Origin of the sequence: Pseudomonas sp. BJa5, from assembly GCF_030272875.2 — a bacterium.
Classification (GTDB): Bacteria; Pseudomonadota; Gammaproteobacteria; order Pseudomonadales; family Pseudomonadaceae; genus Aquipseudomonas.
Map to the genome: position 1 here is coordinate 1 of NZ_JALRNG020000040.1, position 26,782 is coordinate 26,782.

28 protein-coding genes are annotated in these 26,782 nt (G+C 63.9%); 13 read left to right on the plus strand and 15 right to left on the minus strand.

Going from position 1 to position 26,782, the window contains the following annotated elements:
* Nucleotides 1-155: 155 nt before the first annotated feature.
* Nucleotides 156-365, minus strand: a complete 210-nt coding sequence (locus M2D63_RS20760) for a cold-shock protein (protein WP_028943495.1) — start codon at nt 363-365, stop codon at nt 156-158.
* A gap of 348 nt (nt 366-713) precedes the next feature.
* Between M2D63_RS20760 and dcd the strand changes: the two genes are divergently transcribed.
* Both dcd and M2D63_RS20770 read left to right on the plus strand, forming a co-directional pair.
* Complete coding sequence (dcd, locus tag M2D63_RS20765) at nt 714-1,280, plus strand: dCTP deaminase (protein ID WP_028943496.1); 567 nt, start codon at nt 714-716, stop codon at nt 1,278-1,280.
* A 98-nt stretch (nt 1,281-1,378) separates the two neighbouring features.
* The gene (locus tag M2D63_RS20770; RefSeq protein WP_285864884.1) at nt 1,379-1,612 is read left to right on the plus strand and encodes a hypothetical protein; all 234 of its coding nucleotides are present in this window, start codon (nt 1,379-1,381) and stop codon (nt 1,610-1,612) included.
* 3 nt (nt 1,613-1,615) lie between these two features.
* On the opposite strand, the gene M2D63_RS20775 is transcribed toward M2D63_RS20770, so the two are convergent.
* From M2D63_RS20775 to M2D63_RS20825, 11 genes are all read right to left on the minus strand, one after another.
* Entirely contained in the window at nt 1,616-2,380 is a 765-nt protein-coding gene (locus tag M2D63_RS20775) for an ABC transporter ATP-binding protein (RefSeq protein WP_285864885.1), read from the minus strand.
* 9 nt (nt 2,381-2,389) lie between these two features.
* Nucleotides 2,390-3,505 carry a succinylglutamate desuccinylase/aspartoacylase family protein gene (locus tag M2D63_RS20780; protein ID WP_285864886.1) on the minus strand — a complete coding sequence of 372 codons (1,116 nt, stop codon included), beginning with the start codon at nt 3,503-3,505 and terminating at the stop codon, nt 2,390-2,392.
* 7 nt (nt 3,506-3,512) lie between these two features.
* Nucleotides 3,513-4,223 carry an ABC transporter permease gene (locus tag M2D63_RS20785; protein ID WP_285864887.1) on the minus strand — a complete coding sequence of 237 codons (711 nt, stop codon included), beginning with the start codon at nt 4,221-4,223 and terminating at the stop codon, nt 3,513-3,515.
* The gene (locus M2D63_RS20790) at nt 4,220-4,948 is read right to left on the minus strand and encodes an ABC transporter permease (protein WP_285864888.1); all 729 of its coding nucleotides are present in this window, start codon (nt 4,946-4,948) and stop codon (nt 4,220-4,222) included. The genes M2D63_RS20785 and M2D63_RS20790 overlap by 4 nt, the downstream gene beginning before the upstream one ends.
* A 129-nt stretch (nt 4,949-5,077) precedes the next feature.
* Complete coding sequence (locus tag M2D63_RS20795; protein WP_285864889.1) at nt 5,078-5,860, minus strand: transporter substrate-binding domain-containing protein; 783 nt, start codon at nt 5,858-5,860, stop codon at nt 5,078-5,080.
* A 132-nt stretch (nt 5,861-5,992) separates the two neighbouring features.
* On the minus strand, nt 5,993-8,020 hold the full coding sequence (locus M2D63_RS20800; protein WP_285864890.1) for a c-type cytochrome: 2,028 nt from the start codon (nt 8,018-8,020) through the stop codon (nt 5,993-5,995).
* 186 nt (nt 8,021-8,206) lie between these two features.
* Nucleotides 8,207-10,648 carry a penicillin acylase family protein gene (locus M2D63_RS20805; RefSeq protein WP_285864891.1) on the minus strand — a complete coding sequence of 814 codons (2,442 nt, stop codon included), beginning with the start codon at nt 10,646-10,648 and terminating at the stop codon, nt 8,207-8,209.
* Nucleotides 10,649-10,767: 119 nt separating this feature from the next.
* Nucleotides 10,768-10,971 (minus strand): SEC-C metal-binding domain-containing protein, encoded by a 204-nt coding sequence (locus M2D63_RS20810; protein WP_285864892.1) that lies wholly within the window; start codon nt 10,969-10,971, stop codon nt 10,768-10,770.
* Nucleotides 10,972-10,977: 6 nt separating this feature from the next.
* Complete coding sequence (locus tag M2D63_RS20815) at nt 10,978-11,448, minus strand: LEA type 2 family protein (RefSeq protein WP_285864893.1); 471 nt, start codon at nt 11,446-11,448, stop codon at nt 10,978-10,980.
* A gap of 5 nt (nt 11,449-11,453) precedes the next feature.
* Nucleotides 11,454-11,930: a YchJ family protein gene (locus tag M2D63_RS20820; RefSeq protein WP_285864894.1), complete on the minus strand. Its 477-nt coding sequence runs from the start codon at nt 11,928-11,930 to the stop codon at nt 11,454-11,456.
* 4 nt (nt 11,931-11,934) lie between these two features.
* On the minus strand, nt 11,935-12,429 hold the full coding sequence (locus tag M2D63_RS20825; RefSeq protein WP_285864895.1) for a DUF6231 family protein: 495 nt from the start codon (nt 12,427-12,429) through the stop codon (nt 11,935-11,937).
* 160 nt (nt 12,430-12,589) lie between these two features.
* Between M2D63_RS20825 and M2D63_RS20830 the strand changes: the two genes are divergently transcribed.
* From M2D63_RS20830 to M2D63_RS20845, 4 genes are all read left to right on the plus strand, one after another.
* Nucleotides 12,590-13,282, plus strand: coding sequence for an OmpA family protein (locus M2D63_RS20830; protein WP_285864896.1), 693 nt, complete (start codon nt 12,590-12,592; stop codon nt 13,280-13,282).
* Between the two features lie 87 nt (nt 13,283-13,369).
* Entirely contained in the window at nt 13,370-14,083 is a 714-nt protein-coding gene (locus tag M2D63_RS20835) for an OmpA family protein (RefSeq protein ID WP_285864897.1), read from the plus strand.
* 97 nt (nt 14,084-14,180) lie between these two features.
* Entirely contained in the window at nt 14,181-14,456 is a 276-nt protein-coding gene (locus M2D63_RS20840; RefSeq protein ID WP_285864898.1) for a DUF1145 domain-containing protein, read from the plus strand.
* Complete coding sequence (locus tag M2D63_RS20845; protein WP_285864899.1) at nt 14,449-15,207, plus strand: collagen-like protein; 759 nt, start codon at nt 14,449-14,451, stop codon at nt 15,205-15,207. Before M2D63_RS20840 ends, M2D63_RS20845 begins: the two co-directional genes overlap by 8 nt.
* Nucleotides 15,208-15,284: 77 nt before the next feature.
* Here M2D63_RS20845 and M2D63_RS20850 read toward each other — a convergent pair whose 3' ends face one another.
* Nucleotides 15,285-15,749, minus strand: coding sequence for a CopD family protein (locus M2D63_RS20850; RefSeq protein ID WP_285864900.1), 465 nt, complete (start codon nt 15,747-15,749; stop codon nt 15,285-15,287).
* 97 nt (nt 15,750-15,846) lie between these two features.
* Between M2D63_RS20850 and dinG the strand changes: the two genes are divergently transcribed.
* From dinG to pdxH, 5 genes are all read left to right on the plus strand, one after another.
* Nucleotides 15,847-17,991 carry an ATP-dependent DNA helicase DinG gene (gene dinG, locus M2D63_RS20855; protein WP_285864901.1) on the plus strand — a complete coding sequence of 715 codons (2,145 nt, stop codon included), beginning with the start codon at nt 15,847-15,849 and terminating at the stop codon, nt 17,989-17,991.
* An 81-nt stretch (nt 17,992-18,072) separates the two neighbouring features.
* Nucleotides 18,073-20,316, plus strand: coding sequence for a beta-galactosidase (locus M2D63_RS20860; RefSeq protein ID WP_285864902.1), 2,244 nt, complete (start codon nt 18,073-18,075; stop codon nt 20,314-20,316).
* A 139-nt stretch (nt 20,317-20,455) separates the two neighbouring features.
* Nucleotides 20,456-21,601 (plus strand): serine hydrolase domain-containing protein, encoded by a 1,146-nt coding sequence (locus tag M2D63_RS20865; protein WP_285864903.1) that lies wholly within the window; start codon nt 20,456-20,458, stop codon nt 21,599-21,601.
* A 96-nt stretch (nt 21,602-21,697) separates the two neighbouring features.
* Nucleotides 21,698-22,663: an OmpA family protein gene (locus M2D63_RS20870; RefSeq protein ID WP_285864904.1), complete on the plus strand. Its 966-nt coding sequence runs from the start codon at nt 21,698-21,700 to the stop codon at nt 22,661-22,663.
* 18 nt (nt 22,664-22,681) lie between these two features.
* Complete coding sequence (gene pdxH, locus M2D63_RS20875; protein WP_285864905.1) at nt 22,682-23,329, plus strand: pyridoxamine 5'-phosphate oxidase; 648 nt, start codon at nt 22,682-22,684, stop codon at nt 23,327-23,329.
* On the opposite strand, the gene M2D63_RS20880 is transcribed toward pdxH, so the two are convergent.
* On the minus strand, nt 23,326-23,562 hold the full coding sequence (locus M2D63_RS20880; RefSeq protein ID WP_285864906.1) for a hypothetical protein: 237 nt from the start codon (nt 23,560-23,562) through the stop codon (nt 23,326-23,328). The two genes, pdxH and M2D63_RS20880, sit on opposite strands and share 4 nt — an antisense overlap.
* Before the next feature lie 142 nt (nt 23,563-23,704).
* Here M2D63_RS20880 and M2D63_RS20885 point away from each other — a divergent pair, with 142 nt between their 5' ends.
* The gene (locus M2D63_RS20885; protein WP_285864907.1) at nt 23,705-24,169 is read left to right on the plus strand and encodes a glycine zipper 2TM domain-containing protein; all 465 of its coding nucleotides are present in this window, start codon (nt 23,705-23,707) and stop codon (nt 24,167-24,169) included.
* Nucleotides 24,170-24,235: 66 nt separating this feature from the next.
* Here M2D63_RS20885 and nhaA read toward each other — a convergent pair whose 3' ends face one another.
* Complete coding sequence (gene nhaA, locus M2D63_RS20890) at nt 24,236-25,414, minus strand: Na+/H+ antiporter NhaA (RefSeq protein ID WP_285864908.1); 1,179 nt, start codon at nt 25,412-25,414, stop codon at nt 24,236-24,238.
* A 221-nt stretch (nt 25,415-25,635) separates the two neighbouring features.
* On the opposite strand from nhaA, the gene M2D63_RS20895 reads away from it, so the two are divergent.
* Nucleotides 25,636-26,730, plus strand: coding sequence for a PLP-dependent cysteine synthase family protein (locus tag M2D63_RS20895; protein ID WP_285864909.1), 1,095 nt, complete (start codon nt 25,636-25,638; stop codon nt 26,728-26,730).
* The last annotated feature ends 52 nt before the right edge of the window (nt 26,731-26,782 follow it).

Genomic DNA, 26,782 nt, shown 5'->3' on the forward strand with positions numbered 1-26,782 from the left:
GATGCCTACCATCACCATCAGCGAAGATTGAGATGAGCCCTGCGCGGGGCAAGCCCGCTCCTACTGGCCCTGTCGGAGCGGGCTTGCCCCGCGATGGGCATAAAAAAAGCCCCGCCTGTTAAGGGCGGGGCTTTTTTCAAGCTGTAAAGCGGAAGTTAGATAACTTCTACTTCTTCAGCCTGCATGCCTTTCTGACCGCGGGTAGCGATGAAAGAAACCTGCTGGCCTTCTTTCAGGCTCTTGAAGCCGTCAGCCTTGATGGCTTTGAAGTGTACGAACAGGTCGTCACCGGATTGTGGGGTGATGAAGCCGAAGCCTTTCTCATCGTTGAACCACTTGACGGTACCGGTTTGGCGATTGGACATGGTCTGTCTCCTTGGACAAAGATAACTACGGCTCAGGAACGCCCTGGCCGAGACTGAGTGCAAAGAGGCAGAAAATTCATGGAGATGGGTTGATCGAAATCTTGCATCAAGTAGAGATTCTCAGTGACACGTGCAGCACAGTGGCGCCACCATAACCGTTTTTCCAGAACGTGCCAATAATCTTGTTGAGCTTTCGCGCAAATCAAGACTGACGGTGCAGTCGCCGGCCCCGCAAGCCCCGTCGGGCGCGGATTTGACACCTGCAGGCGGATGGAACTTTGAACCGGGCGTCGGGCCCGGTAAGATGCGCCACAGATTTTTTCACCTCGTTACTTCAGGACACCCGCCATGAGCATCAAATCGGACAAGTGGATTCGCCGCATGGCGCAGGAACACGGCATGATCGAGCCGTTCGTCGAGCGCCAGGTGCGCGGCGAGAGCGACAACCGGCTGATCTCCTTCGGTGTCTCCAGCTATGGTTACGACGTGCGCTGCGCCGATGAGTTCAAGGTGTTCACCAACATCAATTCGGCGACCGTCGATCCGAAAAACTTCGATGCCGGCAGCTTCGTCGACGTCAAGAGCGACGTCTGCATCATCCCGCCGAACTCCTTCGCCCTGGCCCGTACCGTCGAGTACTTCCGCATCCCACGCAACGTGCTGACCATCTGCCTGGGCAAGAGCACCTATGCCCGTTGCGGTATAATCGTCAACGTCACGCCGCTGGAACCGGAGTGGGAAGGCCACGTGACCCTGGAATTCTCCAACACCACCACCTTGCCGGCGAAAATCTACGCCAACGAGGGCGTGGCGCAGATGCTGTTCCTCGAATCCGATGAAGAGTGCGAAGTGTCGTACAAGGATCGTGGCGGCAAGTACCAGGGCCAGCGCGGCGTCACCCTGCCGCGCACCTGAACCGACGGCGCGCGGGAATTCCCCGTGCCCCGCGCACTCTAATGCGATGAACCGTTCGCCAGGCACCAGGCCTGGCGAGCGTCGCCAAGGAGTCGCTCATGAAACTCGACCCGAGCATCAGCGCCAAGCTGGCCGTGCTGCAGCCCAACCAGGTTGGGGTGCTGGCCTGGACGCTGCTGGCTCACCCGCATCCACACACCGCCCATGCCAGCGGTATTCCCACTCAGCCTGACCCGGATGAGCCGCAACCGCCAGAACCGGGTGAAAAACCGCCCATGGAGCCAGGTGAGCCGACCTTGCCGGACGAAGCACCCCCTGCGCCCATAGCCTGAGACTTACTTCAGGTTGCCACTGAGAAACTGGCGCAGGCGCTCGCTTTTCGGACTTCCGAGGACCTCGGCGGCTGGCCCTTGCTCTTCGACCAGCCCCTGGTGCAGGAACATCACCTGGCTCGCTACCTTGCGGGCAAAGGCCATCTCGTGGGTCACCATGATCATGGTCCGGCCTTCTTCCGCCAGCCCCTGAATCACTTTCAGCACTTCGCCGACCAGTTCCGGGTCGAGCGCCGAGGTGGGCTCGTCGAACAGCATCACCTCCGGTTCCATGGCCAGGGCTCGGGCAATGGCCACGCGTTGCTGCTGGCCCCCGGAGAGGAAGGCCGGGTACTGGTCGGCGACCCGCGCCGCCAGGCCGACCTTGTCCAGGTACTTGCGGGCCCGGGCTTCGGCTTCCTGTTTGCTCACCCCCAGCACCCGCCGCGGCGCCAGGCTGATGTTCTCCAGCACGCTGAGGTGGCTCCACAGGTTGAAATGCTGGAAGACCATGGCCAGGCGCGTGCGCAGGCGCTGTAGCTCATCGGGGTCGGTCACCCGCAGGCCAAGGTGGTCATGGCTCATGTGCACCGGGTTGCCATCAAGGGTCATGCGGCCCTCGTTGGGTTGTTCGAGAAAGTTGATGCAGCGCAGGAAGGTGCTCTTGCCCGAGCCGCTGGCGCCGATCAGGCAGATCACGTCACCGGTCCTGGCCTTGAGCGACACGCCCTTGAGCACATGGTGCTCGCCGTATCGCTTGTGCAGGTCTTCAATGGTCAGTTTGTACATGGCAGGCCCTCAAGGCGATAACAGGTAACCGCTGCGAAAGGCCTGGCGGCCGGCCACATGGGCGATGGCCATGCCGGCGGTGGCCATGCGCCGCAGCGAGCGGGCGTACATGAGGCCGGGGTAGACGTTGCGCACCGGTGTCACCCGGTCATTGAGCGGGTCGATGACCTCGGCGATCAACTCGCCGCTTTCCAGGTACTGGCCGGGCCTGGCGTGAAACACCAGCAAACCGCCCAGCGGCGTGGTCACCGGCTCCACGCCGGCCAGGGGCGTAGCCGGGTAGAGCAGTTCCGGCAGGGCGGGGGCCGTGCCGTCGATGGCGCCGTAGTGGGTCAGGTAGGCCAGCAGCGCGGCGCAGTCCTGCTCCGCCAGCGGGTGACTGACGTCGCCCTGGCCGCGCAATTCGACGGTGACCGAGAAGCTGCCCTGGGGGATCGGGAACGCTTTGCCGAAGCGCTGTTGCAACTGCCACCAGACCAGGGTGAAACACTCGTCGAAGGACTGCCCGCCGGAATCGGTGGCCAGCAGGCTGGCCTGGGTTCCGAGGTAGCGTGACAGGGGCTCGACCTGCGGCCAGGCCTCGGGGGTGGTGTACAAATGGGCCACGGCTTCGAAGTCGCAGTGCAGGTCCAGCACCATCTCGGCGTCGCAAGCCAGCCGTTGCAGGGTCAGGCGCTGCGACTGCAGCGGCGTGGATGCCGGGTGGGCGTCCAGGGCGCGGCGCAGGCATTCACGGATCAGGGCCACGTTGTGCGCCGGGTCCTGGGTCAGGTGCCCCTCGATCTGGTCGCCGATCTTGTCGCTCAGGTCGACGAAGTTGCGGTTGAAGTTTTCACCGCTTTGCATTTCGTAGCGGCCCAGGGGCACATCCATCAGCACCTGTTCCAGGCCGACCGGGTTGGCGACCGGCACCAGCACCACCTCGCGCAGCAACAGGCCCTGGGTTTCGAGCTCGGCCAGGCGTTGCTTGAGGTGCCAGGCCACCAGCATGCCGGGCAATTCATCGGCGTGCAGCGAGGCCTGGATATAGATCTTGCCGGTGCCACGGGGGCCGAAGTGGAAGCTGTGGATCTGGCGGGCGATGCCGGGCACCGGAGCCAGAATATCGTGGGTCGAGTGGTGCATATCAGTCCTAGTGAGTCGGTCCTAGAAAAGCCAGCCAGCGCCGCTCGGCGAGGCGGAACAGGCCAACCAGTGTGAAGGTCACGCACAGGTAGATCAGTGCGGCGATACCGAATGACTGGAAGGTCAGAAACGTGGCCGAGTTGGCGTCGCGCGCGACCTTGAGCACATCCGGAACGGTGGCGGTGAAGGCGACTGTGGTGGAGTGCAGCATCAGGATCACCTCGTTGCTGTAGTAGGGCAACGAGCGGCGCAGCGCCGACGGCATGATGATGTAAGCATAAAGTCTCCAGCCGCGCAGGCCGTAGGCCTTGGCCGCTTCCACTTCGCCATGGTTCATGCTGCGGATCGCCCCGGCGAAGATCTCCGTGGTGTAGGCGCAGGTGTTCAGGGCGAAGGCCAGGATGGTGCAGTTCATCGCGTCGCGAAAGAAGCTGTCGAGCAGCGGCTGTTCACGTACGGCGGCCAGGCTGTAGATACCGGTGTAGCAGATCAGCAGCTGGATATACAGCGGCGTGCCGCGGAACAGGTAGGTGTAGAACTGCACCGGCCAGCGGATCCAGAAACGCGGCGAGACGCGGGCGATGGACAAGGGGATCGAGGCCACGAAACCGATGGCCAGCGAGGCGGTGAGCAGCCACATCGTCATGGCCAGGCCGGTGATGTGGGTGCCATCGGTATAGAGGAAGGCTCGCCAGTATTCCTGCAGCAGTTCGATCATCGGATGGCCTCCCGGGTGCCGACGTTATAGCGCCGTTCCAGCCAGCGCAGGCAGATGTTCGAGGCGCTGGTGATCAGCAGGTAGATGAAGGCCGCGACCATCAGGAAGTAGAACAACTGATAGCTGCTCTTGCCGGCGTCCTGGGCCGCCTTGACCAGGTCGGCCAGGCCGATGATCGACACCAGGGCGGTGGCCTTGAGCATCACCATCCAGTTATTGCCGATACCGGGCAAGGCGAAGCGCATCATCTGCGGGAAGACCACGAAGCGAAAACGTTGCAGGCGCTTGAGGCCATAGGCGGTGGCGGCTTCGACCTGGCCGCGGGGCACGGCGAGGATGGCGCCGCGGAAGGTCTCGGTGAAATAGGCCCCATAGATGAAGCCCAGGGTAATGACACCGGCCGCGAACGGGTCGATCTCGATGTATTCCCATTCCATGTAGTCGGTGAGGTTGGTCAGCCAGGTTTGCAGGCTGTAGAAAATCAGCAGCATCAGCACCAGGTCCGGTACACCGCGGATCAGGGTGGTGTAGAGCTGCGCCGGGACGCGCAGCAGGCGGATCGGCGAAAGCTTGGCGCTGGCGCCGAGCAGGCCCAGCCCGACGCTGACCAGCAGCGACATGGCCGAGAGTTTGATGGTCATCCAGGTGCCCTGCAGCAGCAAGGGGCCGAAGCCCTTCAAGCTGAATGCCGAGAGCCCCAGGTATTGCAGCAGGTCTTCGAACATGAACTCAACCTATGCCAGGTGTATGCGGTCTTTGTGTAGGAGCGGGCTTGCCCCGCGATGAGGCCGTTCGAAACGCAGCATCTTCATCGCGGGGCAAGTCGAGGCGTCGAACCGCCGCTCCTACAACAATCATTTACCGCTGTAGAGGTTCAGTTCACCGAAGTGCTTTTTCTGGATCGTGGCATAGGTACCGTCATCGTGTAACGCTTTGATACCTTTATCGAGCAGCGCCTTGAGCTCGGTGTTACCTTTTTTGATACCTACCGCGGTCTTGGACGGCAACAACTCGCTGTCGACCGGTTGGCTGACTTCGTAATCGGCGCCCTGTGGCGACTTCAGGAAGCCCAGTTCGGCCTGGAGCATGTCCTGGATCGAGGCATCAAGGCGGCCGGACACCAGGTCGGCATAGACCTGATCCTGGTTCTGGTAGGCCTGGGTCTTGACCCCGGCCTTGTCCAGCACGGCCTTGGCGTAGGCCTCCTGGATGGTGCCTTGCTCGTAGCCGACGGTCTTGCCCTTGAGCGAGGCGATGTCGGTGCTCAGCCCCGAGCCTTTCTTGAACACGAACGAGGTCGGGCCGGAGAACAGTTCGCTGGAGAAGTCGATGACCTTCTCGCGCGCCGGGGTCACCGTCATGGACGAAATCACCCCATCGAACTTGTTGGCCTTGAGCCCCGGGATCATGCCGTCGAAATCGCTTTCGACCCACTTGCACTTGACCTTGAGCTCGGCGCAGATGGCGTTGCCCAGGTCGATATCGAAGCCCACCAGGCTGCCATCGGCAGCTTTGGATTCAAAAGGTGCATACGACGGATCGACGCCGAAGCGCAGCTCCTTGTACTCCTTGGCCAGGGCATTGCCCGCAGCCAGACACAACGCGAGTGCGGAAACCGTCAGCCATGCTTTTTTCATTGTGTGTCCTTGGATTCGCAAAGTGTTGGGGTGGCAATAGGCCGTTACCGCCCACTGCCAGACATCACCAAGAAAGCAAGTTTCACACCATGTAGCGGATGGGCCGCAAAGCGGCCCGGATTACCGACCCTCTCAGTAGCGCGCATCCACCGGTTTGCCACCGTTGGGCCAGTCCTTGGCCTTGTCGGCAAAGTCCGGCCGTGGCTGTTGCGAGAACCAGGCGGCGACATCCACCGCCTCCTGGTCACTCAGGCCGCCCTGGCCCAGGGGAAAGCCCTCGTGAAAGCCGATCGGCATGTTGCGTTTGACGAATGCGGCCGCCGTGTAGGTGCGTGCCATGCCGGCGCCGAGGTTGAACGACTGCTCGCCCCACAACGGCGGGAACACAGGGGTGCCATCGGCACGGGCGAGGCCCTCGCCGTTGTCACCGTGGCACACCGCGCACTGTTTGACGTAAACCTGCTGGCCATTGGCAAGGTCGGGTTTGATCGACGGGTCGATCTTGCCGACCCCGCGGCCGGCCACCTTGTCGCCGGGCAGGGTGTTGTTCTTCATCCAGTCGAAGTAGGCGACCATGGCTTGCATGTCGGCCGATTGCGGCGGGATCGGCTTGCCGTTCATGGAGCGACGGAAACAGCCGTTGATGCGTTCCTCCAGGGTGATGACCTTGCCGGCCCGTGGCGCGTAGCCGGGGAAAAATGCCGACACGCCGACGAAGGGCGAGCCATCGGCCACCGTGCCGGCGTTCAGGTGGCAACTGGTGCAGTTGAGGCTGTTGCCGACGTTATCCGGCAGCAGCGCCTTGGTCTGCAGGTGCAGGCGCATGCCGCGGATCACCTGCTCGGCGTTGGGCGCGGCGAGCAGGTCGGCCAGGCGCGGGGTCTGGAAGGTCGTCGAGTCGGTGGTCTGCGGATTGAGCTGGCCGCGCAGCGCTTTCACCTGATCGGGTGTGACCGCCGGGCTGTCGTTGCCCCAGCGCCCGCGCACGAAGCTGAGGATTTCGGCGATTTCCTGATCCGACAGGCGAGCGAACCCGGGCATGGTGTACACCCGCGAGTGGGTGGCGGTCTGTGCGCTGGCCCAACCGGTGAGGGTGATATGCAGCAGGGAGGTCGGGTCTTTCGAGGCAATGCTCGGGTTGCCGGCCAAGGGCGGGAACATGCCCTCCACGCCGCCGCCGTCGGTGCGGTGGCAGTCACTGCAAAATTGCGTGTAGCCCAGGCCGCCGCGACTGCTGAACAGGTCGTCCGGGGGCGCGGCAGGGGCCAGTGCCACGGCCGGCATGGGCAGGTCGTCCTCGCCGGGAGGCAGGGACTTGAGGTAAGCGGCGATAGCCGTGAGGTCGGCATCGCTGAAGTGCTGGGTGCTGTGGTGAATCACCTCGGCCATGTTGCCCGAGACGGTGGCGAAGCGGTTCTGCCCGGTCTTGAGCAACTGCACGGTGTCCGGCACCGTCCACAGGTTGCGCAGGCTCAGGGCCCGCCAGTGCTCGACGGTTTCACCGGCGAGGAAGTGCTTGCCGCTGCTGCCGGCATCGCTCATGGCCTTTTCCTGGAAGGCCAGGCCCCGTGGCGTATGGCAGGCACCACAATGACCCAGGCCTTGCACCAGATAGGCACCGCGGTTGATCAGCGGGTCGCGGTCGGGGTCGGCTTCGAAGGGCTGGCTGTCGACGAACGCCCAGTTCCACAAGGCCAGGCCCCAGCGCATGTTGAACGGCCAGACCATGTCGGCGGCCTGGTTGGAGCGGCTGATGGGCGTTACGCCTTGCATCAGATAGGCGTAGAGCGCACGCATGTCGGCTTCGCTCATCTTGGCGTAGGACGGGTAGGGCATGGCCGGGTAGAGGTAGGTGCCGTCCGCGCTCACGCCCTCACGCATGGCCCTGTCGAATTGCTCGAAGCTGTAACGACCGATGCCGGTGTTCGGGTCCGGGGTGATGTTGGTTGAGTAGAGGGTGCCCATGGGCGTCTGCAGTTGCAGTCCCCCTGCCATCGGCGGACCCTGGGGCGCGGTGTGGCAGGCGACGCAGTCACCCAGCTGGGCAACGTATTTGCCACGCGCGAGCAGGTCATCCTCGACGGCTTCACTGGCCTGCAGGGCAGGGATCGACAACAACGCCGCGGCGCACAAGGCCAGACGTGAGAGGGCACTGTCCATTGCATTATTCCTTTAATCACCTGGCCCCGGGTGGTCCCGACGGCCAAGGCGTGCAATTGCTTTTATGGTTCATCAGGCAGTACGGGCGAGGTCGCCCTACGGTTTCGTTGTAGAACAATTGCGGGCGGGGGCTGTTGATATGGATCAGCGCAGCCGGCATTGCACCGGCTGCGCGCAGGCGGGGAATTACTTGCCCGGCACCAGGGTCAGGCGCTGGTTGCCGTAGGCCCGGTCGAAGTTCTGCGGTTGCAGCGGCAGGCTCATGTAGCGGCCCTTGAACCAGGCCTCCAGGCCATCGGCAAAGTGCTTGCTGGCCGGGTTGCCGGACTGGCCGCTGCTGCTTTGCAGTTGCAGCGGTTCGGCCTGGCCGAAGTCCACCACCATGCGCAGTGACGGTGCCAGTTCGGCGTTGAAGTCCTTGCCCCAGGCAAAGGGTGCGAGGTTCAGGGTGCTGTGATCGCCCCCTGCAGCTTGCGGGCTGCGGCTGACGGCATCACCCAGGCCATGGAAGGTCGGCGCCGGCCAGCGGTACTGATGCAGCTTGCCCCACTGCCAGGCACGGCGGTCGCTGCCCAGTTGCGCTTCGCCGGCGCTGACCGCGGCGGCCAGGCTGCGGGCGAGGATCGCCGGTTTGTCTTCTTTCTGCGCGGTGCGCTGGTCGTCCCAGAACGGGCTGTCTTCGCGACCCAGCAGGTGGTCGGCCTGGGCCGAATAGGACAGGCGCGCATTGCCGACCAGGGCTTGCCAGGCAGGGGAGGATTCCGGGCCCAGTTCGTCGAGGAAGGTCTGTCTGGCGCTTTCCTGCAGGAACAGCTCATACAGGGCGGCGTCGGCCGAGGTGGTCGTCAGCCGGCCATCGAAGGCCATCAGCCGGGTGTAGGCTTCCCGCGCACGGGTGCGCTGTTCGGCGGGCAGGGCCTCGATGGCCTGCTTGAGCGGCTGGGCCATGCCGGGCGCTTCGAACATCTGCTTGAGCTTGTCGGCGAACAGCGTGGTCTGGTCGTTTTGCAGGGTGATCAGGCTGCGGCTGTCATGTTTGCCGTTGCCGGCCAGTTGCCCCAGGCGCTCGGCGCGCTCGGGGTAGTACCAGCTGTTGGACAGCTGCATGCCGTAGCCCTTGGGGACGCTGCGCTGGTTGGCATTGGCCAGCCAGCCCTGGAGCGGATCCTGGTCGTAGGGGTGCAGCATCGGATCGGCGTAGCCGTCCCAGTCGTAGCGTCCGTCCCAGCCCGGCGAGGGCAGCAGGCCCTGGCCTTCGCGACGGTTGGGGAAGCGGCCACTGACCTGCCAGCCAATGTTGCTGGCATCGGCGAAGACGAAGTTGAGCGCCGCCGCGCCGATCTCCCGGGTGTTGTCGAAGGCGCGCTCGACTGTCTGCGCCCGCGACAGGTTGAAGAAGGCATCCATGCTCATGTCACCCTTGAGCTGCGGCACCTGCAGGGCAAGGCCCAGGCTGGCATTGCGGGTGCTGCCCAGCAGGGTGCCGTGGCGGGTGTCGTAGAGGGTTTCGCGTTGCGGGCGCTGGCCCTTGATAAAGAAGGTCTCGTTGCGCGCCAGGGCCGGCAGCCATTTGCCGTCGGCCTGGTACATCAGGCGGCTGCCTTCGTTCTTGAGCCGTTCCAGGTACAGGTCCTGGTTGTCGGCCATGACCGCACTGGCGCTCCAGGCCAGCTTGCCGTTGTAGCCGGACAGTACCAGCGGCAAGCCGGCAAGGGTCACGCCGGCGGCCTGGTATTTGGGCGCGCGAATCTGCACCGGGCTCATGGCCCAGGCAGCGAGGGTGTCGCTGGCCAGCAGGCTCTTGCCGCTGCGGCTGCGTTGCGGGGCAATCGCCAGGTTGCTGGAGCCAGCCACACCCAGCAGGTTGAGTGAAGCCAGTTGTTCGCTGGCGGCGGCCAGTGGCGCCAGCCCGGCCAGCTGGCTGCCCAGGTTCAAGCCCTTGAGCTTGTCGGCTTCGTCCAGCGGCAGGGGCTCGTCCGGGTAGCTGGGCAGCAGCCAGGCCAGCTTGTCGCTGCCGACTTTCTGCGCCAGGGTCAGGGCGGCCAGTTCTTCCTGCAGGTTGACCGACTGGCTGAAGTTGTACAGGCAGAAGATCAGCGCCGAGTCTTCCGGCTTCCAGTATTCCGGGCGATAGCCGCTCTGCGCCAGCGGTGCCGGCAGGCGGTCGCGGTAACGGAACAGGTAGGCATTGACGCCACGGGCGTAGACCTCGAAGAAGCGCTTGAGGCGCGGCGAGGCATCGGCGTAGAGCTGGTTGGCGGTCTTTTTCAGGTTGGCCGCACGCATCAGGCGGTCGACTTCCAGCACATCGTCACCGGCCAGTTCCGCCAGGCGACCCTGGGCCAGCAAGCGCATGCCGACCATTTGCCCGATGCGATCGCCGGCATGCACATAGCCCAGGGCGAAGAGCGCGTCATGGAAGTTGCTGCTTTCGATCAGCGGCATGCCTTGGGGGTTACGCCGTACCGTCACGTTCTGGGCCAGGCCCTTGAGCGGTTGCACGCCGGTACTGGGTGGCACGCTGTCGCGCTGGCCGCCCATCTGGCAGCCGCCCAGGGCAAGCAAGCCGAACATCGCTGCGGCTACGCCGAACCGGGGGAGGAAAGGGGGGAAGGCTGGCGCGGCCATGGTCGGGCTCCTGCAGGGCGTGGCGTCTGATAAAAGGCGCTACGTTAGTGAGCTCGACCATGCCATGCAAGCGGGGGCGAGGCCTTTATTTGCAAAGCCTCGCCATTACCTTGGCGGTATCAGGCGCCGTGGCACTTCTTGAACTTCTTGTTGCTGCCGCACGGGCACGGATCGTTGCGGCCGACGTCCTTCAGGGCGTTGCGCACCGGCTCCTGGTGGCCGTGGTTGCAGTGTGGACCGTGCACATGGCCGTGGTCATGATGGTGGTGATGGTCATGATCGTGGTTGCAGTCGGGGCCATGGACATGGGGTTGCTGGGTCATTGCGGGTTACTCCGGTAAAAGATCGCCGGGAATTATCTCACCACTGCGCGATAAGTGCAGTTCGCGGGGGAAGATTAATCCACTGTTGAGCTCGCCATCGAGGCGATAGCGCAGCGGTTGGTCGGTTTGGCGCAGCAGCTTGGACAGGGGCTTGACCTGTTGCCACAGGTTGGTACGCACCGGAATCTTGAAGGTACGCCGGGCGTGACCGCCGACACTGCGCCACAGGCTCGACTCGCCTTCGGCCAGCAGCAGGTCGTTCAAATGCACCGAATAGCTCAGGTTGCGGATGAACAGGCGACTGTCATTGGGGTTGTCGACGCGCACGTGCAGAACGAACTCCTGTTGCAGCAGGCGTGCCTTGACCATTTCGACCTTGACCAGCTGCACTTCGGGGTCGCGGTAGTCGCTGCCAAACCAGCTGGCACAGCCCGTCAGTTGCAGTAGCAGGAGGCTGAACAGCAACAGGCGGGCCATGGGGCTCAGCTTCCCAGGTAACTGGCGCAGCACTTCTTGAACTTCTGCCCGCTGGCACAGGGGCAGGCGTCGTTGCGACCAGCTTTGAGGCCCACGGTCGGGTCGATGAAGTACCAGCGTCCGCCGTTCTGCACAAAGGCCGAACGCTCACGGTGACTGTGCTCGCCGTCATTGTCGTGCCAGCAGGCGGTGAAGGTGACAAAGGCATGTTCGGGTTGGCCGCCGAACACCTCGGCGCTTTCCACTTCCAGGCCCAGCCAGGTGCTTTGTGCGCTCCAGGCCTTGATGGCGTCGCGATCCAGGCCTGCCTGCTGCACCGGCAAGGTGGTCTGCACCAGGTAGTCGACCAGGCCCAGCACATAGGCACTGTAGCGCGAACGCATCAGCGCCTGGGCATCGGGGGCCGGATGCCCGGCATGGAAGTGTCCGCAACAGGCATCGAGCAGATTACCGCTGCCGCAGGGACAAACCGAGACACTCATTGCTTCACCACCAGTACTTGCCAAAATTTTGCGGGTTGGCCCAGAACTTGGCGTTGAGCCAGTCCGGGACCTGTTTGTATTCACGTAGATCATAGGTGAACAGGCTCAGAACCTGCTCATCACGCTGAAATTTTTCGTTGGCCTGTAGGGCCAGGGCGAAAAAGTCGGTGTCGTGCCAGCCGCAGGCGGCCAGGTCGGCCAGCACCGCCACGCGGCTGGCGTTGAGGTTACGGATACCGCCCAGCAACTGCAGGCCATCGCGTTTGGGCAAGTGCTCCAGGCAGTCGACCAGCAGGGCCAGGTCGAAGCGTTGCGCCGCCAGGGCAGCAGGCAGCGGTCCGGGTTCGGCCTGGGCAATTTCCACCTGCGGGTGTGCCTGGGCAAACGCCTCCAGGGCAGGGAATCGCGTGCCCACCAGCAGCAGGCGTTGTGGTGCATGACGCTCGAGCAGGGCGGCCAGGGCCTGCTGCGGCGTGTATTGGGAAAATCCGTCAATCATCGGGAATCCTCGCTCAGATGCGTCAAGACTAACGGTCCCGGGCCGTCAGGCATAGTGGCTGACAGCCGCATCATGGCTTATTGCTGGCGGAGATGGTTTGCGCGGTCTTTACTCCCAGAGATCGGTTCCGCACCGAATCCCCCCTAGGAGAAGCAACAAAATGAGCATAGTACGCACAGCATTACCCCTGGTTCTGCTAACCAGCGTGTTGACTGGTTGTGCAGGTTTGCAAAAAACCGATTGGCCGAAGTGTGCTGCCGTCGGGGGTGTAGGCGGCGCCGCCCTGGGCGCGATAGAAAGCTCGACCTGGGCCGGTTGGGGCGCGCTGCTCGGCGCGGGCATGGCGGCGGGTTACTGCTGGGCCCACGGCGACGGTGACGAGGATGGCGATGGTGTGCCGGACAGCCGTGACAAGTGCCCTGGCACGCCACGCGGTGTGCAGGTCGATGCCAATGGCTGCCCGCCTGAACCTGCTCCGGTTGTCGAAGAAGCGGTCGTGGTCAAGGAAGAAGTCATCGTCATTCGCGATGTGCACTTCGAGTTCGACTCGGCCAAGCTCACCGCCGCCGACAAGGAACGCCTCAATACCATTGCCACCCGCCTGAAACAGGAAGCGCCTAGCGCCAGGCTGAGCGTCACCGGGCATACCGACAGCGTCGGCCGTGATGCCTACAACCAGAAGCTCTCGGAAAAACGCGCCCATTCGGTCACCGAGTACCTGATCAGCAGCGGCGTACCACGCGCCAGTTTCGTCTCGGTACAAGGCGCCGGTGAAAGCCAGCCAGAAGCCGACAACGCGACGGCCGAAGGACGGGCACAGAACCGTCGTACGGAAATTCGCATCCAGCGCTGATGCAAGCGGCCTGCGGCTTGAGAAGTGCCGCAGGCCCGTCTTTACTCCTGTGTGACCGGTATAGGCCGGTGACACAGGAGCAATTTCATGAGTGTTCTCTCCAAAGCGGCTCTCCCCCTGCTGGTGGCTGCAAGCCTGCTTTCCGGTTGTGCCACCCACAGTGATGGCAGCGCACCACTCAATCAAAGGACCTGGCCTATCTGCAGTGTGATTGGCGGTTTGGTCGGTGGCGGCCTGGGGGCTATCGAAAGCTCGGCCTGGGCGGCCGGTGCCGGTGCTGCCGGTGCGATTGCCGGCGGCCTGATCTGCTATGCCCAGGATGGCGACGAAGATGAGGACGGCGTGTTCGACCGTCGAGACAACTGCCCGGATACCCCGGCCAATACACCGGTCAGCCACACCGGCTGCCCGTTGCCGCAATACCCGGAAAAAACCGTGGAAGCTGCCGCCGGCCCGGAAGTCATCACCCTCGATGACAAGGGCGCGGTGATGTTCGCCTTCGACTCGGCCGAGCTGACCGAGGGAGCCCGCAGCCAGTTGCAGGGGTTGATGGGCAAGCTCAATGACGCCAGCGTGCACAGCGTCAAGGTGATCGGCCATACCGACAGTCAAGGTGCCGATGCCTATAACCAGGAACTCTCCGAACGGCGTGCCGCCAGTGTTGCCGAGTACCTGATCAGCCAGGGCCTGGCAGCCTCGAAAGTCACCAGCCAGGGCCGCGGCGAAAGCCAGCCGGTGGCCGATAACGACACGGAAGAAGGCCGTGCGCAGAACCGCCGGGTGGAATTGCACCTGAACTGATCGAGTGCTCTGGCGCAAGCACAGCGCGGCCGTTACTGTTGCAGGCGATGCCCAGACGTTGGCATCGCCTGCCAAAAAACAACAACAGGGGGCGCGTATGAAGGTTCTGCTGGCGCTGGGCAAGGTCCTGACGGTGGTGTTCTGGTGGGTGGTCCTGGTCAATCTGCTGATGCCCCAGGTACTGCCGTTCAACCTGCTGATCAACGCGGCGGGTGCCGCGCTGCTCGGCCTGCACCTGCTGGAGGTGCTGGGCTTCAATGGTCGCCTGCGCGGGCGTAGCCATCGCTGGTTCGACCGCCTGCAGATCCTGCTGGTCGGAATCTTTCATGTGCTGTCGATTCCGGCGCCCCGTCAGGAGAGTACACATGCGTAATTTGATTTTGCTGGCGGCGCTGTTCAGCCCGCTGGCCCTGGCCGATGCCATCAGTGTGGCGGCCAATTCGGTGCTGCGCCTGCCCAACAAGTCCAGTGTCGTGCACCTGCAACGCCTGGACGTGGCGGATTCGGCCACCTTGTTGCTGCCAGGCAGCCTGGTCGAACTAAAAGTCGATGAACTGCACATGGGGCGCGAGGCGCGAATCGCCATCGTGCCGGCGGACGCCCCATTGAAGATCGAAGTCGGGCGGGCCCGACTGGACGAAGCCAGCCAGATCAGCGCCCGTGGCGCCCCAGGCACTCATGAGCGTGCGGCCAGGGCGGGGCGCAACCTCGATCTGCAACTGCATGCCTTGCAGGCGCAGGTTTTGGCCATCGATGCGCGCGGCGGTGCCGGTGCGCCGGGGTACGTCGGGCTGGATGGGGCCAACGGCAAGGCCGCAGGATGCACCTGGGGCCAGGCCAGCAGTGGCGCCGATGGCGACAATGGCGGGAATGGACAGAATGGTGCGCCCGGGGGCCGGGTACTGCTGGCCGTGCCGTCGGACTTTGCGGCCGAGCGGATCAAGGTGCAGCTCGATGGTGGTGCGCCGGGGATTGCCGGCGCTGCGGGTAAACCGGGCGCGGGCGGGGCGAGCAAGGGGTGCTTGGTCTATCGCACGGCTCCCGGTACCGCCGGCAAGCCCGGTGTCGCAGGCCAGCCCGGCCTGGCCGGGGCTGAGGGCGAGCTGATTCTGAAACGCTTGTAATCCCTGTAGCCGCTGCCGCCAGGCTGCGATCGACTACAGCTGTGGGAGCGGCCTGGCGGCAGTGGCTACGGGATGTATCAGATCAACCAGCGGGTGCTCGCCACCAGCACCACGGCGATCCCCAGCAGCAGGTTGATCCCTACCAGGCGGCGAATCCGCCCCAGCACACCGGCACCGGCCGGCCAGTCTTCAGCCTGTACCGCCTTGCGCAGTTCCGGTAGCAGCAATGCCTGGATACGAAAAAACAGCGCGAACATGACGATGCCGCCGCCAATCATCGCCTGGACATAGCGTGGCGCCGTCTCGAAACCGGCAAAACGCAGGTGGATCATGCCGATGCCGCTGATCGCCAATATCAGGATCGCCACCCAGACCCACACGAAAAAGCGCTGAAACACTTCCACCCACAGGCGCAGGCGGGCAGGGCCGTCCAGGGCTGCAACCGCCGCCGGCCGCAGGATCAGCCAGGCGAAGAACATCCCGCCGACCCACACCAGGGCGGCCAGGACATGCAGGCTATAAGGAAGGGCAAAGGCGGCCATCGGGATCTCCATGCGGCGCAAAGGGCAATAGCGGGGTATGATAGCGACCCGATCGAAACACTGAAAATTTATCCAGCCCTCCGGGCGCCCCGACACCATGATCAGCAACGAACTCAAAACCACGATTCAGGGCGCCTATTCGCGTTTTCTCGAAGCCAAGAATCTCAAGCCACGCTACGGCCAGCGCCTGATGATCGCCGAAGTGGCCAAGGTGCTGGGCGACATCGCCTGCGACGACGAAGGTCGACGTGCCGGTGAGCCCGCCGTGGTGGCGGTCGAGGCCGGCACCGGTACCGGCAAGACGGTGGCCTACAGCCTGGCCTCGATCCCTGCCGCCAAGGCCGCCGGCAAGCGCCTGGTGATCGCCACCGCGACAGTGGCCCTGCAGGAGCAGATCGTCTTCAAGGACCTGCCCGACCTGATGCGCAACAGCGGCCTGAACTTCAGCTTCGCCCTGGCCAAGGGGCGTGGCCGTTACCTGTGCCTGTCCAAGCTCGACCTGTTGTTGCAGGAGGGTCATGCGCAATCGGCCACGGCCCAGCTGTTCGAAGAAGAAGGCTTCAAGATCGAGGTCGACGAGGCCAGCCAGAAGCTGTTCACCAGCATGATCGAGAAACTGGCCGGCAACCGCTGGGACGGCGACCGTGACAGCTGGCCGCAAGCCCTGGAAGACCAGGACTGGGCGCGCCTGACCACCGACCACAGCCAGTGCACCGGACGCCATTGCCCCAACTTCGGCCAGTGCACCTTCTATAAGGCCCGTGAAGGCATGGGCAAGGTCGATGTGATCGTCACCAACCACGACATGGTCCTGGCCGATCTGGCCCTGGGCGGTGGCGCGGTGCTGCCCGATCCGCGCGACACCATCTATGTGTTCGACGAAGGCCACCACCTGCCGGACAAGGCCATCGGCCATTTCGCCCATTACACCCGGCTGCGCTCCACCGCCGACTGGCTGGAGCAAACGGCCAAGAACCTGACCAAGCTGCTGGCCCAGCACCCCTTGCCGGGCGACCTGGGCAAGTTGATCGAACAGGTGCCGGAACTGGCCCGGGAGATCAAGGCCCAGCAGCAGTTCATGTTCACCGCCTGCGAACAGGTGGCCGATTTCCGCCCCGGCGAAGACATGGAAGGCCGCGAGCGGCCACGCCATCGCTTCGAGGGTGGTGTGGTGCCCGAGCACATGCGTGAAATGGGCATCGAACTGAAAAAAGGCTTCTCGCGCCTGACCGACCTGTTCACCCGCCTGACCGAACTGCTCAAGGAGGGCATGGACGCCGAGGTCAATATCGGCATTGCCAGCCACCAGGCCGAAGAGTGGTACCCGCTGTTCGGCAGCCTGCTGATGCGTGCCCAGGGCAACTGGGAGCTGTGGACCGCCTTCACCGCCGAAGACCCGGAAGACAGCCCGCCCATGGCGCGTTGGCTGACCCTGGCCGAAAGCGGTGCGCTGTTCGATATCGAGGTCAACGCCAGCCCGATCCTTGCCGCCGAAATGTTGCGCCGCAACCTGTGGAACGTCGCCCATGGCGCGCTGGTGACATCGGCGACCCTGACTGCGTTGGGCAAGTTCGATCGCTTTCGCATGCGTGCCGGCTTGCCCAAGGATGCCATCACCGCCGTGGTGCCGAGTCCCTTCCACCACACCGATGCCGGTGTGTTGCGGGTGCCGGACCTGCGTGCCGACCCGCGGGACGCCGTTGCCCATACGGCGGCGATCATTCGCGACCTACCGGAGCTGGTCGAAGGCTCGCGTGGCTCGCTGGTGCTGTTCTCCTCGCGCAAGCAGATGCAGGACGTTTTCGACGGCCTGGACCGCGACTGGCGCAAGCAGGTGTTCATCCAGGGCAACCTGTCCAAGCAGGAGACCCTGAACAAGCACAAGGCGCGGGTCGATGGCGGTGATTCCAGCGTGCTGTTCGGCCTGGCCAGTTTTGCCGAGGGCGTGGATCTGCCAGGTGCCTACTGCGAGCATGTGGTCATCGCCAAGATCCCCTTCGCCGTGCCGGACGATCCGGTCGAGGCGGCCCTGGCCGAGTGGATCGAGGCGCGCGGCGGCAATCCGTTCATGGAGATCGCCGTGCCGGACGCCTCCTTGCGCCTGATCCAGGCCTGCGGCCGGCTGCTGCGTACCGAGCAGGACCGCGGCACCATCACCCTGCTGGATCGACGCGTGGTCACCCAGCGCTACGGCAAGGCTATCCTCAACGCGTTGCCGCCGTTTCGACGGGAAATTTCCTGAGCTCCGGGGATCATTGTCCCGGGGCGTTGTCTATGACTCAGTTCAAGGCCCGCACGGGCCCTCAAGGAGAGCTCCAGCCCTATGATTCGCCGTACCTTGCCTGCCGTCTTCGCACTGATGTTCAGCACGCCGCTGCTGGCCGGGCAACAGACGCTGTTCAGCTTCGTGCGCCCGGCTGCCGTGGTCAATGTGCAGACCACTGACGCCAGCTTGCCGCAGTACAACGCAGAACAGACGGCGGAGGGCGAGGTATTGCGCCGCGTGGTGTTCAACCCGGCGCAACGGCCGAGCCTGCGCTTGAGCCCGCAAGCCGGTACCTGGGACTGGTCCACGGCCACGGCCATGACCTTGCGCCTGCAAAGTGGCATGGACTGGCCGCTGACCGTGGATGTCACGGTGCTCGGCAGCGATGGCAAGACCCTCACCAGTCGCATCGACCTGCCGGCGGGCCCGGCCCAGACCGTGGTGGTGCCGCTCAAGGCCAGTTCGCCGCTGAGCCAGGGCATGCGTGCCGGCCCGCCGATGCCCTGGACCCACGAAGGCCAGCGCTGGTTGCTGACCAGCAGTGCCGGTGATCTGGACCTCAAGCAGGTGGTGTCGGTGACCTTGTCGATGAACCAGCCCGATGTCGCCCAGAGCCTGATGATCGAGCGTTTCGGCATCCAGGACGACGATGCGCTGCAAAAGGCCGTCTACAGAGGCTTGATCGATGCCTATGGGCAGTCCACCCGCGGCCGTTGGCCAGAGAAGATCGCCAGCGATGACCAGCTCAAGGCCGCCCTGTCCCGCGAACAGCAGCAGCTCAAGGGCTGGCTGGCCGAACGCAGCCACCTCAAGCGCGACAAGTTCGGCGGCTTGAGCAACGGCCTGCAATTCGAGGCCAAGGGCTTCTTCCGCACCGAAAAGCATGACGGGCGCTGGTACCTGGTTACCCCGGAAGGCCATCCGTTCTACTCCCTGGGCGTCAACGCGGTTACCCCCGAGGGCGGGCGGACCTACGTGGCCGGGCGCGAATCGATGTTCACCGCCTTGCCGCAAGCCGGCGAGCCGCTGGCGCAGTTCTATGGCGAAGGCAACAACAACGACGGCAATGGTTCGGCGAACGGGCGCAACTTCAACCAGGGACGCTGGTTCGACTTCTATGCCGCCAACCTCGAACGCAGCCACGGCAAGCCCTGCACCTCGACCGCCGCGACCGACACCACGGCGGCGGTGCCGTGCCCGGCACCGGCGTTCGACCCGCAGCGCTGGCGCGGCCACACCCTGGACCGCCTGCAGGCCTGGGGCTTCAATACCCTGGGTAACTGGAGCGAGCCGGCCCTGGGCAAGACCGATCGCGTGGCCTACACCTTGCCGTTGTCGATTGTCGGTGACTACACCAGCATCAGCACGGGCATGGATTGGTGGGGCCGCATGCCCGACCCGTTCGACCCACGTTTTGCCATGGCCACCGAACGTGCCGTGGCCATCGCCACCCGTGATCACCGCGACGACCCCTGGCTGATCGGCTATTTTGCCGACAACGAGCTGGCCTGGGCCGCGCCGGGCAACGACCCCAAGGCCCGTTACGCCCTGGCCTATGGCACCTTGCGCCTGACCACCGATGTGCCGGCCAAGCGTGCGTTCCTCAAGCAGTTGCGCGACAAGTACCGCAACCAGGCCGGCCTGTCCAAGGCCTGGGGCATAGACCTGGCCGCCTGGGAACTAATGGAAGACCCGGGGTTCGAGCCGCCCCAGCCCAGCCCGGAACACCCGGAGATCGAGGCCGACTTCAAGTACTTCCAGAAGGTCTTCGCCGAGACCTACTTCAAGACCATTTCCGACGCCTTGAAGTGGCACGCGCCCAATCATCTGCTGCTGGGTGGACGCTATGCCGTCAGCACGCCGGAAGCGGTGCAGGCCTGCGCCGAGTTCTGTGATGTCCTGAGCTTCAACTTCTACACGCCCAAACCCCAGGACGGCTACGACTTCAGCCAGCTCAATGCCCTGGACAAGCCGGTACTGGTCTCCGAATTCCAGTTCGGCTCGCGTGATCGCGGCCCGTTCTGGCCAGGGCCGATGGAAGTGGCCAAGGAGGAGGCGCGGGGGCCGGCGTATGCGGCCTTCCTGAAAGCGGCACTGGCCGAGCCCTCGATCGTCGGTGTGCACTGGTTCCAGTACCTGGACCAACCGGCCAGTGGCCGTCTGCTCGATGGCGAGAACGGTCACTTCGGCCTTGTAGGCATCACTGACGTACCGTTCCAGGGATTTGTCGACAGCGTGCGCAAGAGCAACCTGCAAGCGCAGGAGCAAGTCGGCATCGTGAAAGCGACGAAAACCCAATAGCCCCGGGCCTGGCAGCCTGGTGCGCAACGACGCACCGGGTTGGCCCCCAAACTGGCTGACCACTGTCTGTTCCCAAATCCCCCAGAGGCTGAAACAATGCACGCCATTTTTCCGATTGGCGTGTGCCGGGAGCGGCTGGGTGCAGATTCAGGGTCATTACGAACTTCAGTTCGAAGCAGTGCGCGAAGCCTTTGCGGCATTGTTCGACGATCCCCAGGAACGTGGTGCGGCGTTGTGCATCCAGGTCGGTGGGGAGACGGTCGTTGACCTGTGGTCCGGTACCGCCGACAAGGACGGCGCCGAAGCCTGGCACAGCGACACCATCGCCAACCTGTTTTCCTGCACCAAGGCCTTCACGGCGGTCACGGCCCTGCAACTGGTAGGCGAGGGCAAGCTGTCGCTGGACGCTCCCGTCGCCCGCTACTGGCCGGAGTTCGCCCAGGCCGACAAACAATCGATCACCTTGCGCCAGCTGCTCTGCCACCAGGCCGGCTTGCCCGCCATTCGTCAGCTGATGAGTGCCGAAGCCTTCTATGACTGGCAGACCATGGTCGACACCCTGGCCGCCGAAGCCCCCTGGTGGAAGCCCGGTACCGGCCACGGTTACGCGGCAATCACCTTTGGCTGGCTGATTGGAGAATTGATCCGCCGCGCCGATGGGCGTACGCCGGGTGAGTCGATCGTTGCCCGCACCGCACGCCCGTTGGGCCTGGATTTTCATATCGGCCTGGCCGACGACCAGTTCCACCGGGTCGCGCATATCGCCAGGGGCAAGGGCAACATGGGCGATGCAGCGGCGCAGCGTCTGCTCCAGGTCACCCTGCGCGAGCCGGAAGCGCTGTCCACCCGCGCCTTCACCAACCCGCCGGGCATGCTGACCAGCACCAACAAGCCCGAGTGGCGCCGGATGCAGCAACCCGCGGCCAATGGCCACGGCAATGCACGCAGTCTGGCCGGGTTCTATGCCGGCCTGCTCGACGGCAGCCTGCTGGAATCCGAGTTGCTCGACGAGTTGACCCGCGAGCACAGCCTGGGCGACGACAAGACACTCTTGACGCCGACCCGTTTCGGCCTGGGCTGCATGCTCGATCAGCCGACCGTGGCCAACGCCACCTTCGGCCTGGGCAGCAAAGCCTTTGGTCACCCCGGGGCCGGTGGGTCGGTCGGCTTTGCCGACCCCGAACATGATGTGGCCTTCGGTTTTGTCACCAATACCCTGGGCCCCTATGTATTGATGGATCCTCGCGCGCAGAAACTGGTTCGGGTGCTGGCTGGCTGCCTTTGATCGGCTAAACCCGAGCGGCCTGAACCCTTTGGGTATTCTGAATTCCAATGGCCCGTGCAATTGGGCCGAATTTTTTCCTTCCATGGTGTATCACTGATGTCTTCGCATAAATCCTTAGCTCTTGCCCTGTGCCTGGCCATGACCGGCTGCGCACAGCATTCTCAGAAAGGCGCTGCCGGTAGCAGTATGGATTGGTGGCCCTTCGGTTCGGACAAGGTCGCCAACAAGGAAGTGAAGGCAGAGGTTGCCGAAAAAGTGGCCAAGACCGAGGCCAAGCCGGCCAGCGGCAGCTCCTGGTGGTGGCCGTTCGGTGGCAGCGACAAGGCCAAGGCCGCGGCGGTGCCGAAGATCGATCACAAGGCGACCCAGGCCTGGCTGGACAGCTATGAGCCGCGCCTGCGTGAAGCGATCAAGGACAGCAAGTTCGAACTGGAGCGTGGTGAAGACGTGCTGATCGTCACCGTGCCGGTAGACAGCGCGTACAACCCGGACCGCCCGTCCATGCTCCTGCCGGTAACCCTCGGGCCGATCACCCGGGTGGCCAAGGCCATCGAAACCGACAAGCAGACGGCCGTGCTGGTCCTGGGCCATGCCGATACCAGTGGCGCCGCTGCAGCCAACCAGAAACTGAGCCAGGAGCGCGCCCAGTCGGTGGCCGCGATCTTCCGTCTCAGCGGCCTGGAGCGCGACCGCCTGATGCTGCGCGGTATGGGCTCGGAAATGCCGCGTGCCGCCAACGACAGCCTGCAGGGCCGTGCCCTGAACCGTCGGGTGGAGATGATCCTGACGCCGCAGAACACCATGGTTGCGCTGCTGGCCAAATACAAGCAACCTACCCCGAGCCCGGCCTCGCTGGTGGCGGTGCAGGATGCCAAGGCGCCGCTCAAGGAAGCGGTGAAACCGGCGGCCAAGGCGCCGGCGAAAAAGACCAGCACCGCCAAGAAAGCCGCCCCGGCCAAGACCGTGGCCGCGAAGAAAGCCCCTGCCGCCAAACCTGCAGCCAAGCCTGCGTCGACGGCGAAGAAAGCGGCCACCAGCACCAGCCCTGCGAAGACCAACTGATCGTCAAGGAACGCAGCAATGAGCAAAACCCTGGCCGATATGCGCCGCGACTACACCCGTGATGGCCTGGCCGAAGACCAGGCCCCGGTGGAGCCTTTCGCGTTGTTTCGCCACTGGTTCGATGACGCGGTGAAAACCGAGCAGCCGCCGGTGGAAGCCAATTCCATGACCTTGGCCACGGTAGATGCCGATGGTCGCCCGCACTGCCGGATTCTTCTGCTCAAGGGGCTGGATGACGAAGGTTTCACCTTTTTCACCAACTACGACAGCGCCAAGGGCCAGCAGCTTCAGGTCAACCCCTGGGCGGCCATGACCTTCTTCTGGCCGGCGCTTGAGCGCCAGGTGCGGATCGAGGGCAAGGTGGTCAAGGTGACGGCCGAGGAGTCGGACGCCTATTACCAGGTACGGCCATTGGGCAGCCGCCTGGGCGCCTGGGCGTCGCCGCAAAGCCAGGTGATTGCCGACCGCGCCGAGCTCGAAGGCCTGGTCAAGGCCACCGAGCAGCGCTTCAGCGACAACCAGCCGCATTGTCCCGAACACTGGGGCGGCTACCGGCTGGTGCCGGAGCGTATCGAGTTCTGGCAAGGACGGGCCAGTCGCCTGCATGACCGCCTCAACTACCGCCTGCAGCAAGGCGCCTGGCTGCGCGAGCGGCTGGCGCCTTAATCGGCCGCAAACGCGGCGGCCTGGCGTTCCAGCCAGGCCGCCAGTTCCGAGCGCTTGATCTTTTGTGCCTGGGCAGTGGCCAGGCATTCAAGCATGTAGGCTTTCTTGTGCTCATCAGTACCGGCAAATGACAATGCCAGGTCGCGGTCCATCCAGCGCCGGATGCGGACGTACAGCCACCAGTGGAAGTACAGGCCGGCCAGAGTCGTGACGACGACGATGAAGTAATCCATGACTATCCTTGCGCTAGAAGTTTCGACAGGCTGCCTCGACAGGCTGTACAGAAGCTGAATGGAAGCAATATTACTCCGCATGAGTCGTGACAGTCGTCAATGTGCGGAGTCTAATGAACACCTGTCTTACGGAGATTATCCAATGCGTAAATCTGCTTTGCTGGCGGCCAGCTTCGCCACCCTGTCGCTGCTGCTCGGCGGTTGTGCCTCGAGCCTGACCGGCGACAGCTATTCGCGCGATGAAGCGCGCCGCGTCCAGACCGTACGCATGGGCGTCATCGAGGCCCTGCGCCCGGTGAAAATCGAAGGCACCAAGACCCCGATCGGTGGTGGCGCCGGCGCCGTTGTCGGCGGTGTGGCGGGCAGTGCCATCGGCGGCGGGCGCGGTAGCATCGTGGCAGCGGTCATCGGTGCCGTGGCCGGTGGCCTGGCAGGTTCTGCCGCAGAAGAAGGCCTGACCCGTACCCAGGGCGTTGAAATCACCGTGCGTGAAGACGACGGCAGCATGCGTGCCTATGTGCAGGCGGTACAGGAAAACGAGATTTTCCGGGTGGGCGATCGCGTCCGCATCCTGACGGTCGATGGCACCAGCCGAGTTACTCGTTGACTCCAGGCTGAAAAAAAGCCCCGACCTGGCAATGCCGGTCGGGGCTTTTTCATGCCTGGCGTATTGTCAGGCGCCCGGTGCCTTGCGACTGGCCAGGGCGGTGACGCTGTAGCCGATGATGGCAGCGAGGATGGAACCGGTGAGAATACCCATGCGGTCCATGCCGGCGTATTCGCTGCTGCCTGGCACGAAGGCCAGGGAGCCGACGAAAAGGCTCATGGTGAAGCCGATACCGCAGAGGATCGCCACGCCCAGTACCTGGCCCCAGTTGGCGCCGGCGGGCAGGGCGGCCAGGCCCAGCTTGACCGAGATCCAGGTGAGGCCGAACACACCCACGGTCTTGCCCAGCAACAGGCCAATGGCGATGCCCATCGGTACGTAGTGGGTGAAGCTCTCCAGGGTCACCCCGGCCAGCGAAACCCCGGCGTTGGCAAAGGCGAACAACGGCAGGATGCCGTAGGCCACCCACGGATGCAGGGCATGCTCCAGGGTCAGCAGCGGTGACGGCTCGGCATTGCGGGTTCGCAGCGGAATGCACAGGGCCAGGGTAACGCCGGCAAGGGTGGCGTGGACGCCGCTCTTGAGCACGCAGACCCAGAGAATCAGGCCAACCACCATGTACGGGCCCAGCTTGACCACGCCCAGCCGGTTCATCCCGACCAGGGCCAGCAGGCAGGCGCCGGCCAGCATCAACGACAGGCTCGACAGTTCACCGGAGTAGAACAGGGCAATGACGATGATCGCCCCCAGGTCGTCGATGATGGCCAGGGTCATCAGGAACAGCTTGAGCGACACTGGCACGCGCTTGCCCAGCAACGCCAGCACGCCCAAGGCGAAGGCGATGTCGGTGGCGGTGGGGATGGCCCAGCCGGCAACAGCCGCCGGATTGTCCTTGTTCAGGAACCAGTAGATCAGGGCCGGGACGACCATGCCGCCAATCGCCGCCGCACCGGGCAGGACGATTTGCGAGGGTTTGGACAGGTGGCCGTCGACCACCTCGCGCTTGACTTCGAGGCCGATCAACAGGAAGAACAGGGCCATCAGGCCGTCGTTGATCCACAGCAGCAAGGGCTTGGCAATCTTCAGGGCACCGATCTGGGCAACCACCGGTACATCCAGCAAGCCGTTGTACAGGTAGGACAAGGGCGAGTTGTTGATGATCAGGGCCAGGGCGGCTGCAGCAATCAGTAATAGACCGCTGGCAGCTTCCAACTGAAAGAAACGTGTGAAAGTGCTACGCAGCAAAGGTGCTCTCCATCCTGAGGTTTCCGATAGGGGCACACCCTACCTTGAGGGGATATGCATTAAAACAAAAATTATATTCTTTTTTGTTATAAGCTGTTACCAATAGGCCAAGAGCAGCCTAGCAGTTGTATCTGGATATTTTATGCAGCTGTATCTGTTGGAGTTGTAGGGGTTTTCTTAACATGATCCCCTGCATATCGATCCTTTTCCGGAACCGGACCATGAACGATCACCGCCTCTGGGCTCGTGAAGCCATTCGCATCATCGAAGCCGACTTTCAGCGTAGCGCCGATACCCACCTGATCCCGTTGCCCTTGCCGGGGTACCCCGGGGTCGAGTTGTATTTCAAGGATGAGTCCAGCCATCCCACCGGCAGCCTCAAGCACCGCCTGGCTCGCTCGTTGTTCCTTTATGCCTTGTGCAATGGCTGGTTGCGCCCCGGCGCGCCGGTCATCGAAGCCTCCAGCGGTTCGACGGCGATTTCCGAGGCCTACTTCGCGCGCCTGCTGGGGTTGCCTTTCATTGCCGTGGTACCCGCCAGCACCTCCCAGGAAAAGATCGCCCAGATCGCCTTCTACGGTGGCCAGAGCCACCTGGTGCAGGATCCGACGCAGATCTACGCCGAATCCGAGCGCCTGGCCCGGGAAAGCGGTGGGCATTTCATGGACCAGTTCACCTACGCCGAGCGGGCCACCGACTGGCGAGCCAACAACAACATCGCCGAGTCGATCTTTACCCAGCTGCGTTGCGAGCGGCATCCGGAGCCGAGCTGGTTGATCTCCAGCCCCGGTACTGGCGGTACCACCGCGACGCTGGGGCGCTATGTGCGCTATCGCCAGCACACGACCCGGGTGCTTTGCGCCGATGCCGAGCGTTCGGTGTTTTTCGATAGCTACAAGAGTGGTGATCGTTCTCTGCTGCTCGACTGTGGATCGCGGATCGAAGGTATCGGCCGGCCGCGGGTGGAGGCGTCATTCCTGCCCCAGGTCATCGACGCCATGATCAAGGTGCCCGATGCGCTGTCGTTGGCGGCCATGCATTACCTGGCCGAACGGCTGGGACGTCGGGTCGGAGGCTCCAGTGGCACCAACCTGATCGGCGCCCTGGCCGCGGCGCAGCAGATGAAGGCCCGGGGCGAGACTGGGTCGATCGTTGCGATTCTTTGCGATGGCGGCGAGCGTTATGCGACCACCTATTACGATCAGGACTGGTTGGCAGGGCAGGGGTATCAGTTGCAAGGCTTGATCGAGGCGGTGACGGGCTGTGTGGAGCGTGGCGAGGCGTTGCCCGAGAGCGTCCTGCGCGCCGGGGTTTGATAGCGGGGTGCGCTTATCGCAGGCTTCGCCAGCTCCCACAGGGTCCGGGGTA

What these genes read in the sequence shown, in the direction of transcription:
- M2D63_RS20825 (WP_285864895.1), bottom strand. Translation starts at nt 12,429, where the DNA reads ATGATTGACGGATTTTCCCAATACACGCCGCAGCAGGCCCTGGCCGCC.
- M2D63_RS20830 (WP_285864896.1), top strand. Translation starts at nt 12,590, where the DNA reads ATGAGCATAGTACGCACAGCATTACCCCTGGTTCTGCTAACCAGCGTG.
- M2D63_RS20810 (WP_285864892.1), bottom strand. Translation starts at nt 10,971, where the DNA reads ATGACCCAGCAACCCCATGTCCATGGCCCCGACTGCAACCACGATCAT.
- M2D63_RS20885 (WP_285864907.1), top strand. Translation starts at nt 23,705, where the DNA reads ATGCGTAAATCTGCTTTGCTGGCGGCCAGCTTCGCCACCCTGTCGCTG.
- M2D63_RS20880 (WP_285864906.1), bottom strand. Translation starts at nt 23,562, where the DNA reads ATGGATTACTTCATCGTCGTCGTCACGACTCTGGCCGGCCTGTACTTC.
- M2D63_RS20800 (WP_285864890.1), bottom strand. Translation starts at nt 8,020, where the DNA reads ATGGACAGTGCCCTCTCACGTCTGGCCTTGTGCGCCGCGGCGTTGTTG.
- M2D63_RS20835 (WP_285864897.1), top strand. Translation starts at nt 13,370, where the DNA reads ATGAGTGTTCTCTCCAAAGCGGCTCTCCCCCTGCTGGTGGCTGCAAGC.
- M2D63_RS20795 (WP_285864889.1), bottom strand. Translation starts at nt 5,860, where the DNA reads ATGAAAAAAGCATGGCTGACGGTTTCCGCACTCGCGTTGTGTCTGGCT.
- M2D63_RS20870 (WP_285864904.1), top strand. Translation starts at nt 21,698, where the DNA reads ATGTCTTCGCATAAATCCTTAGCTCTTGCCCTGTGCCTGGCCATGACC.
- M2D63_RS20895 (WP_285864909.1), top strand. Translation starts at nt 25,636, where the DNA reads ATGAACGATCACCGCCTCTGGGCTCGTGAAGCCATTCGCATCATCGAA.
- M2D63_RS20785 (WP_285864887.1), bottom strand. Translation starts at nt 4,223, where the DNA reads ATGATCGAACTGCTGCAGGAATACTGGCGAGCCTTCCTCTATACCGAT.
- M2D63_RS20775 (WP_285864885.1), bottom strand. Translation starts at nt 2,380, where the DNA reads ATGTACAAACTGACCATTGAAGACCTGCACAAGCGATACGGCGAGCAC.
- M2D63_RS20820 (WP_285864894.1), bottom strand. Translation starts at nt 11,930, where the DNA reads ATGAGTGTCTCGGTTTGTCCCTGCGGCAGCGGTAATCTGCTCGATGCC.
- M2D63_RS20805 (WP_285864891.1), bottom strand. Translation starts at nt 10,648, where the DNA reads ATGGCCGCGCCAGCCTTCCCCCCTTTCCTCCCCCGGTTCGGCGTAGCC.
- M2D63_RS20840 (WP_285864898.1), top strand. Translation starts at nt 14,181, where the DNA reads ATGAAGGTTCTGCTGGCGCTGGGCAAGGTCCTGACGGTGGTGTTCTGG.
- pdxH (WP_285864905.1), top strand. Translation starts at nt 22,682, where the DNA reads ATGAGCAAAACCCTGGCCGATATGCGCCGCGACTACACCCGTGATGGC.
- M2D63_RS20780 (WP_285864886.1), bottom strand. Translation starts at nt 3,505, where the DNA reads ATGCACCACTCGACCCACGATATTCTGGCTCCGGTGCCCGGCATCGCC.
- M2D63_RS20815 (WP_285864893.1), bottom strand. Translation starts at nt 11,448, where the DNA reads ATGGCCCGCCTGTTGCTGTTCAGCCTCCTGCTACTGCAACTGACGGGC.
- M2D63_RS20845 (WP_285864899.1), top strand. Translation starts at nt 14,449, where the DNA reads ATGCGTAATTTGATTTTGCTGGCGGCGCTGTTCAGCCCGCTGGCCCTG.
- M2D63_RS20790 (WP_285864888.1), bottom strand. Translation starts at nt 4,948, where the DNA reads ATGTTCGAAGACCTGCTGCAATACCTGGGGCTCTCGGCATTCAGCTTG.
- dinG (WP_285864901.1), top strand. Translation starts at nt 15,847, where the DNA reads ATGATCAGCAACGAACTCAAAACCACGATTCAGGGCGCCTATTCGCGT.
- M2D63_RS20770 (WP_285864884.1), top strand. Translation starts at nt 1,379, where the DNA reads ATGAAACTCGACCCGAGCATCAGCGCCAAGCTGGCCGTGCTGCAGCCC.
- M2D63_RS20760 (WP_028943495.1), bottom strand. Translation starts at nt 365, where the DNA reads ATGTCCAATCGCCAAACCGGTACCGTCAAGTGGTTCAACGATGAGAAA.
- M2D63_RS20850 (WP_285864900.1), bottom strand. Translation starts at nt 15,749, where the DNA reads ATGGCCGCCTTTGCCCTTCCTTATAGCCTGCATGTCCTGGCCGCCCTG.
- dcd (WP_028943496.1), top strand. Translation starts at nt 714, where the DNA reads ATGAGCATCAAATCGGACAAGTGGATTCGCCGCATGGCGCAGGAACAC.
- M2D63_RS20860 (WP_285864902.1), top strand. Translation starts at nt 18,073, where the DNA reads ATGATTCGCCGTACCTTGCCTGCCGTCTTCGCACTGATGTTCAGCACG.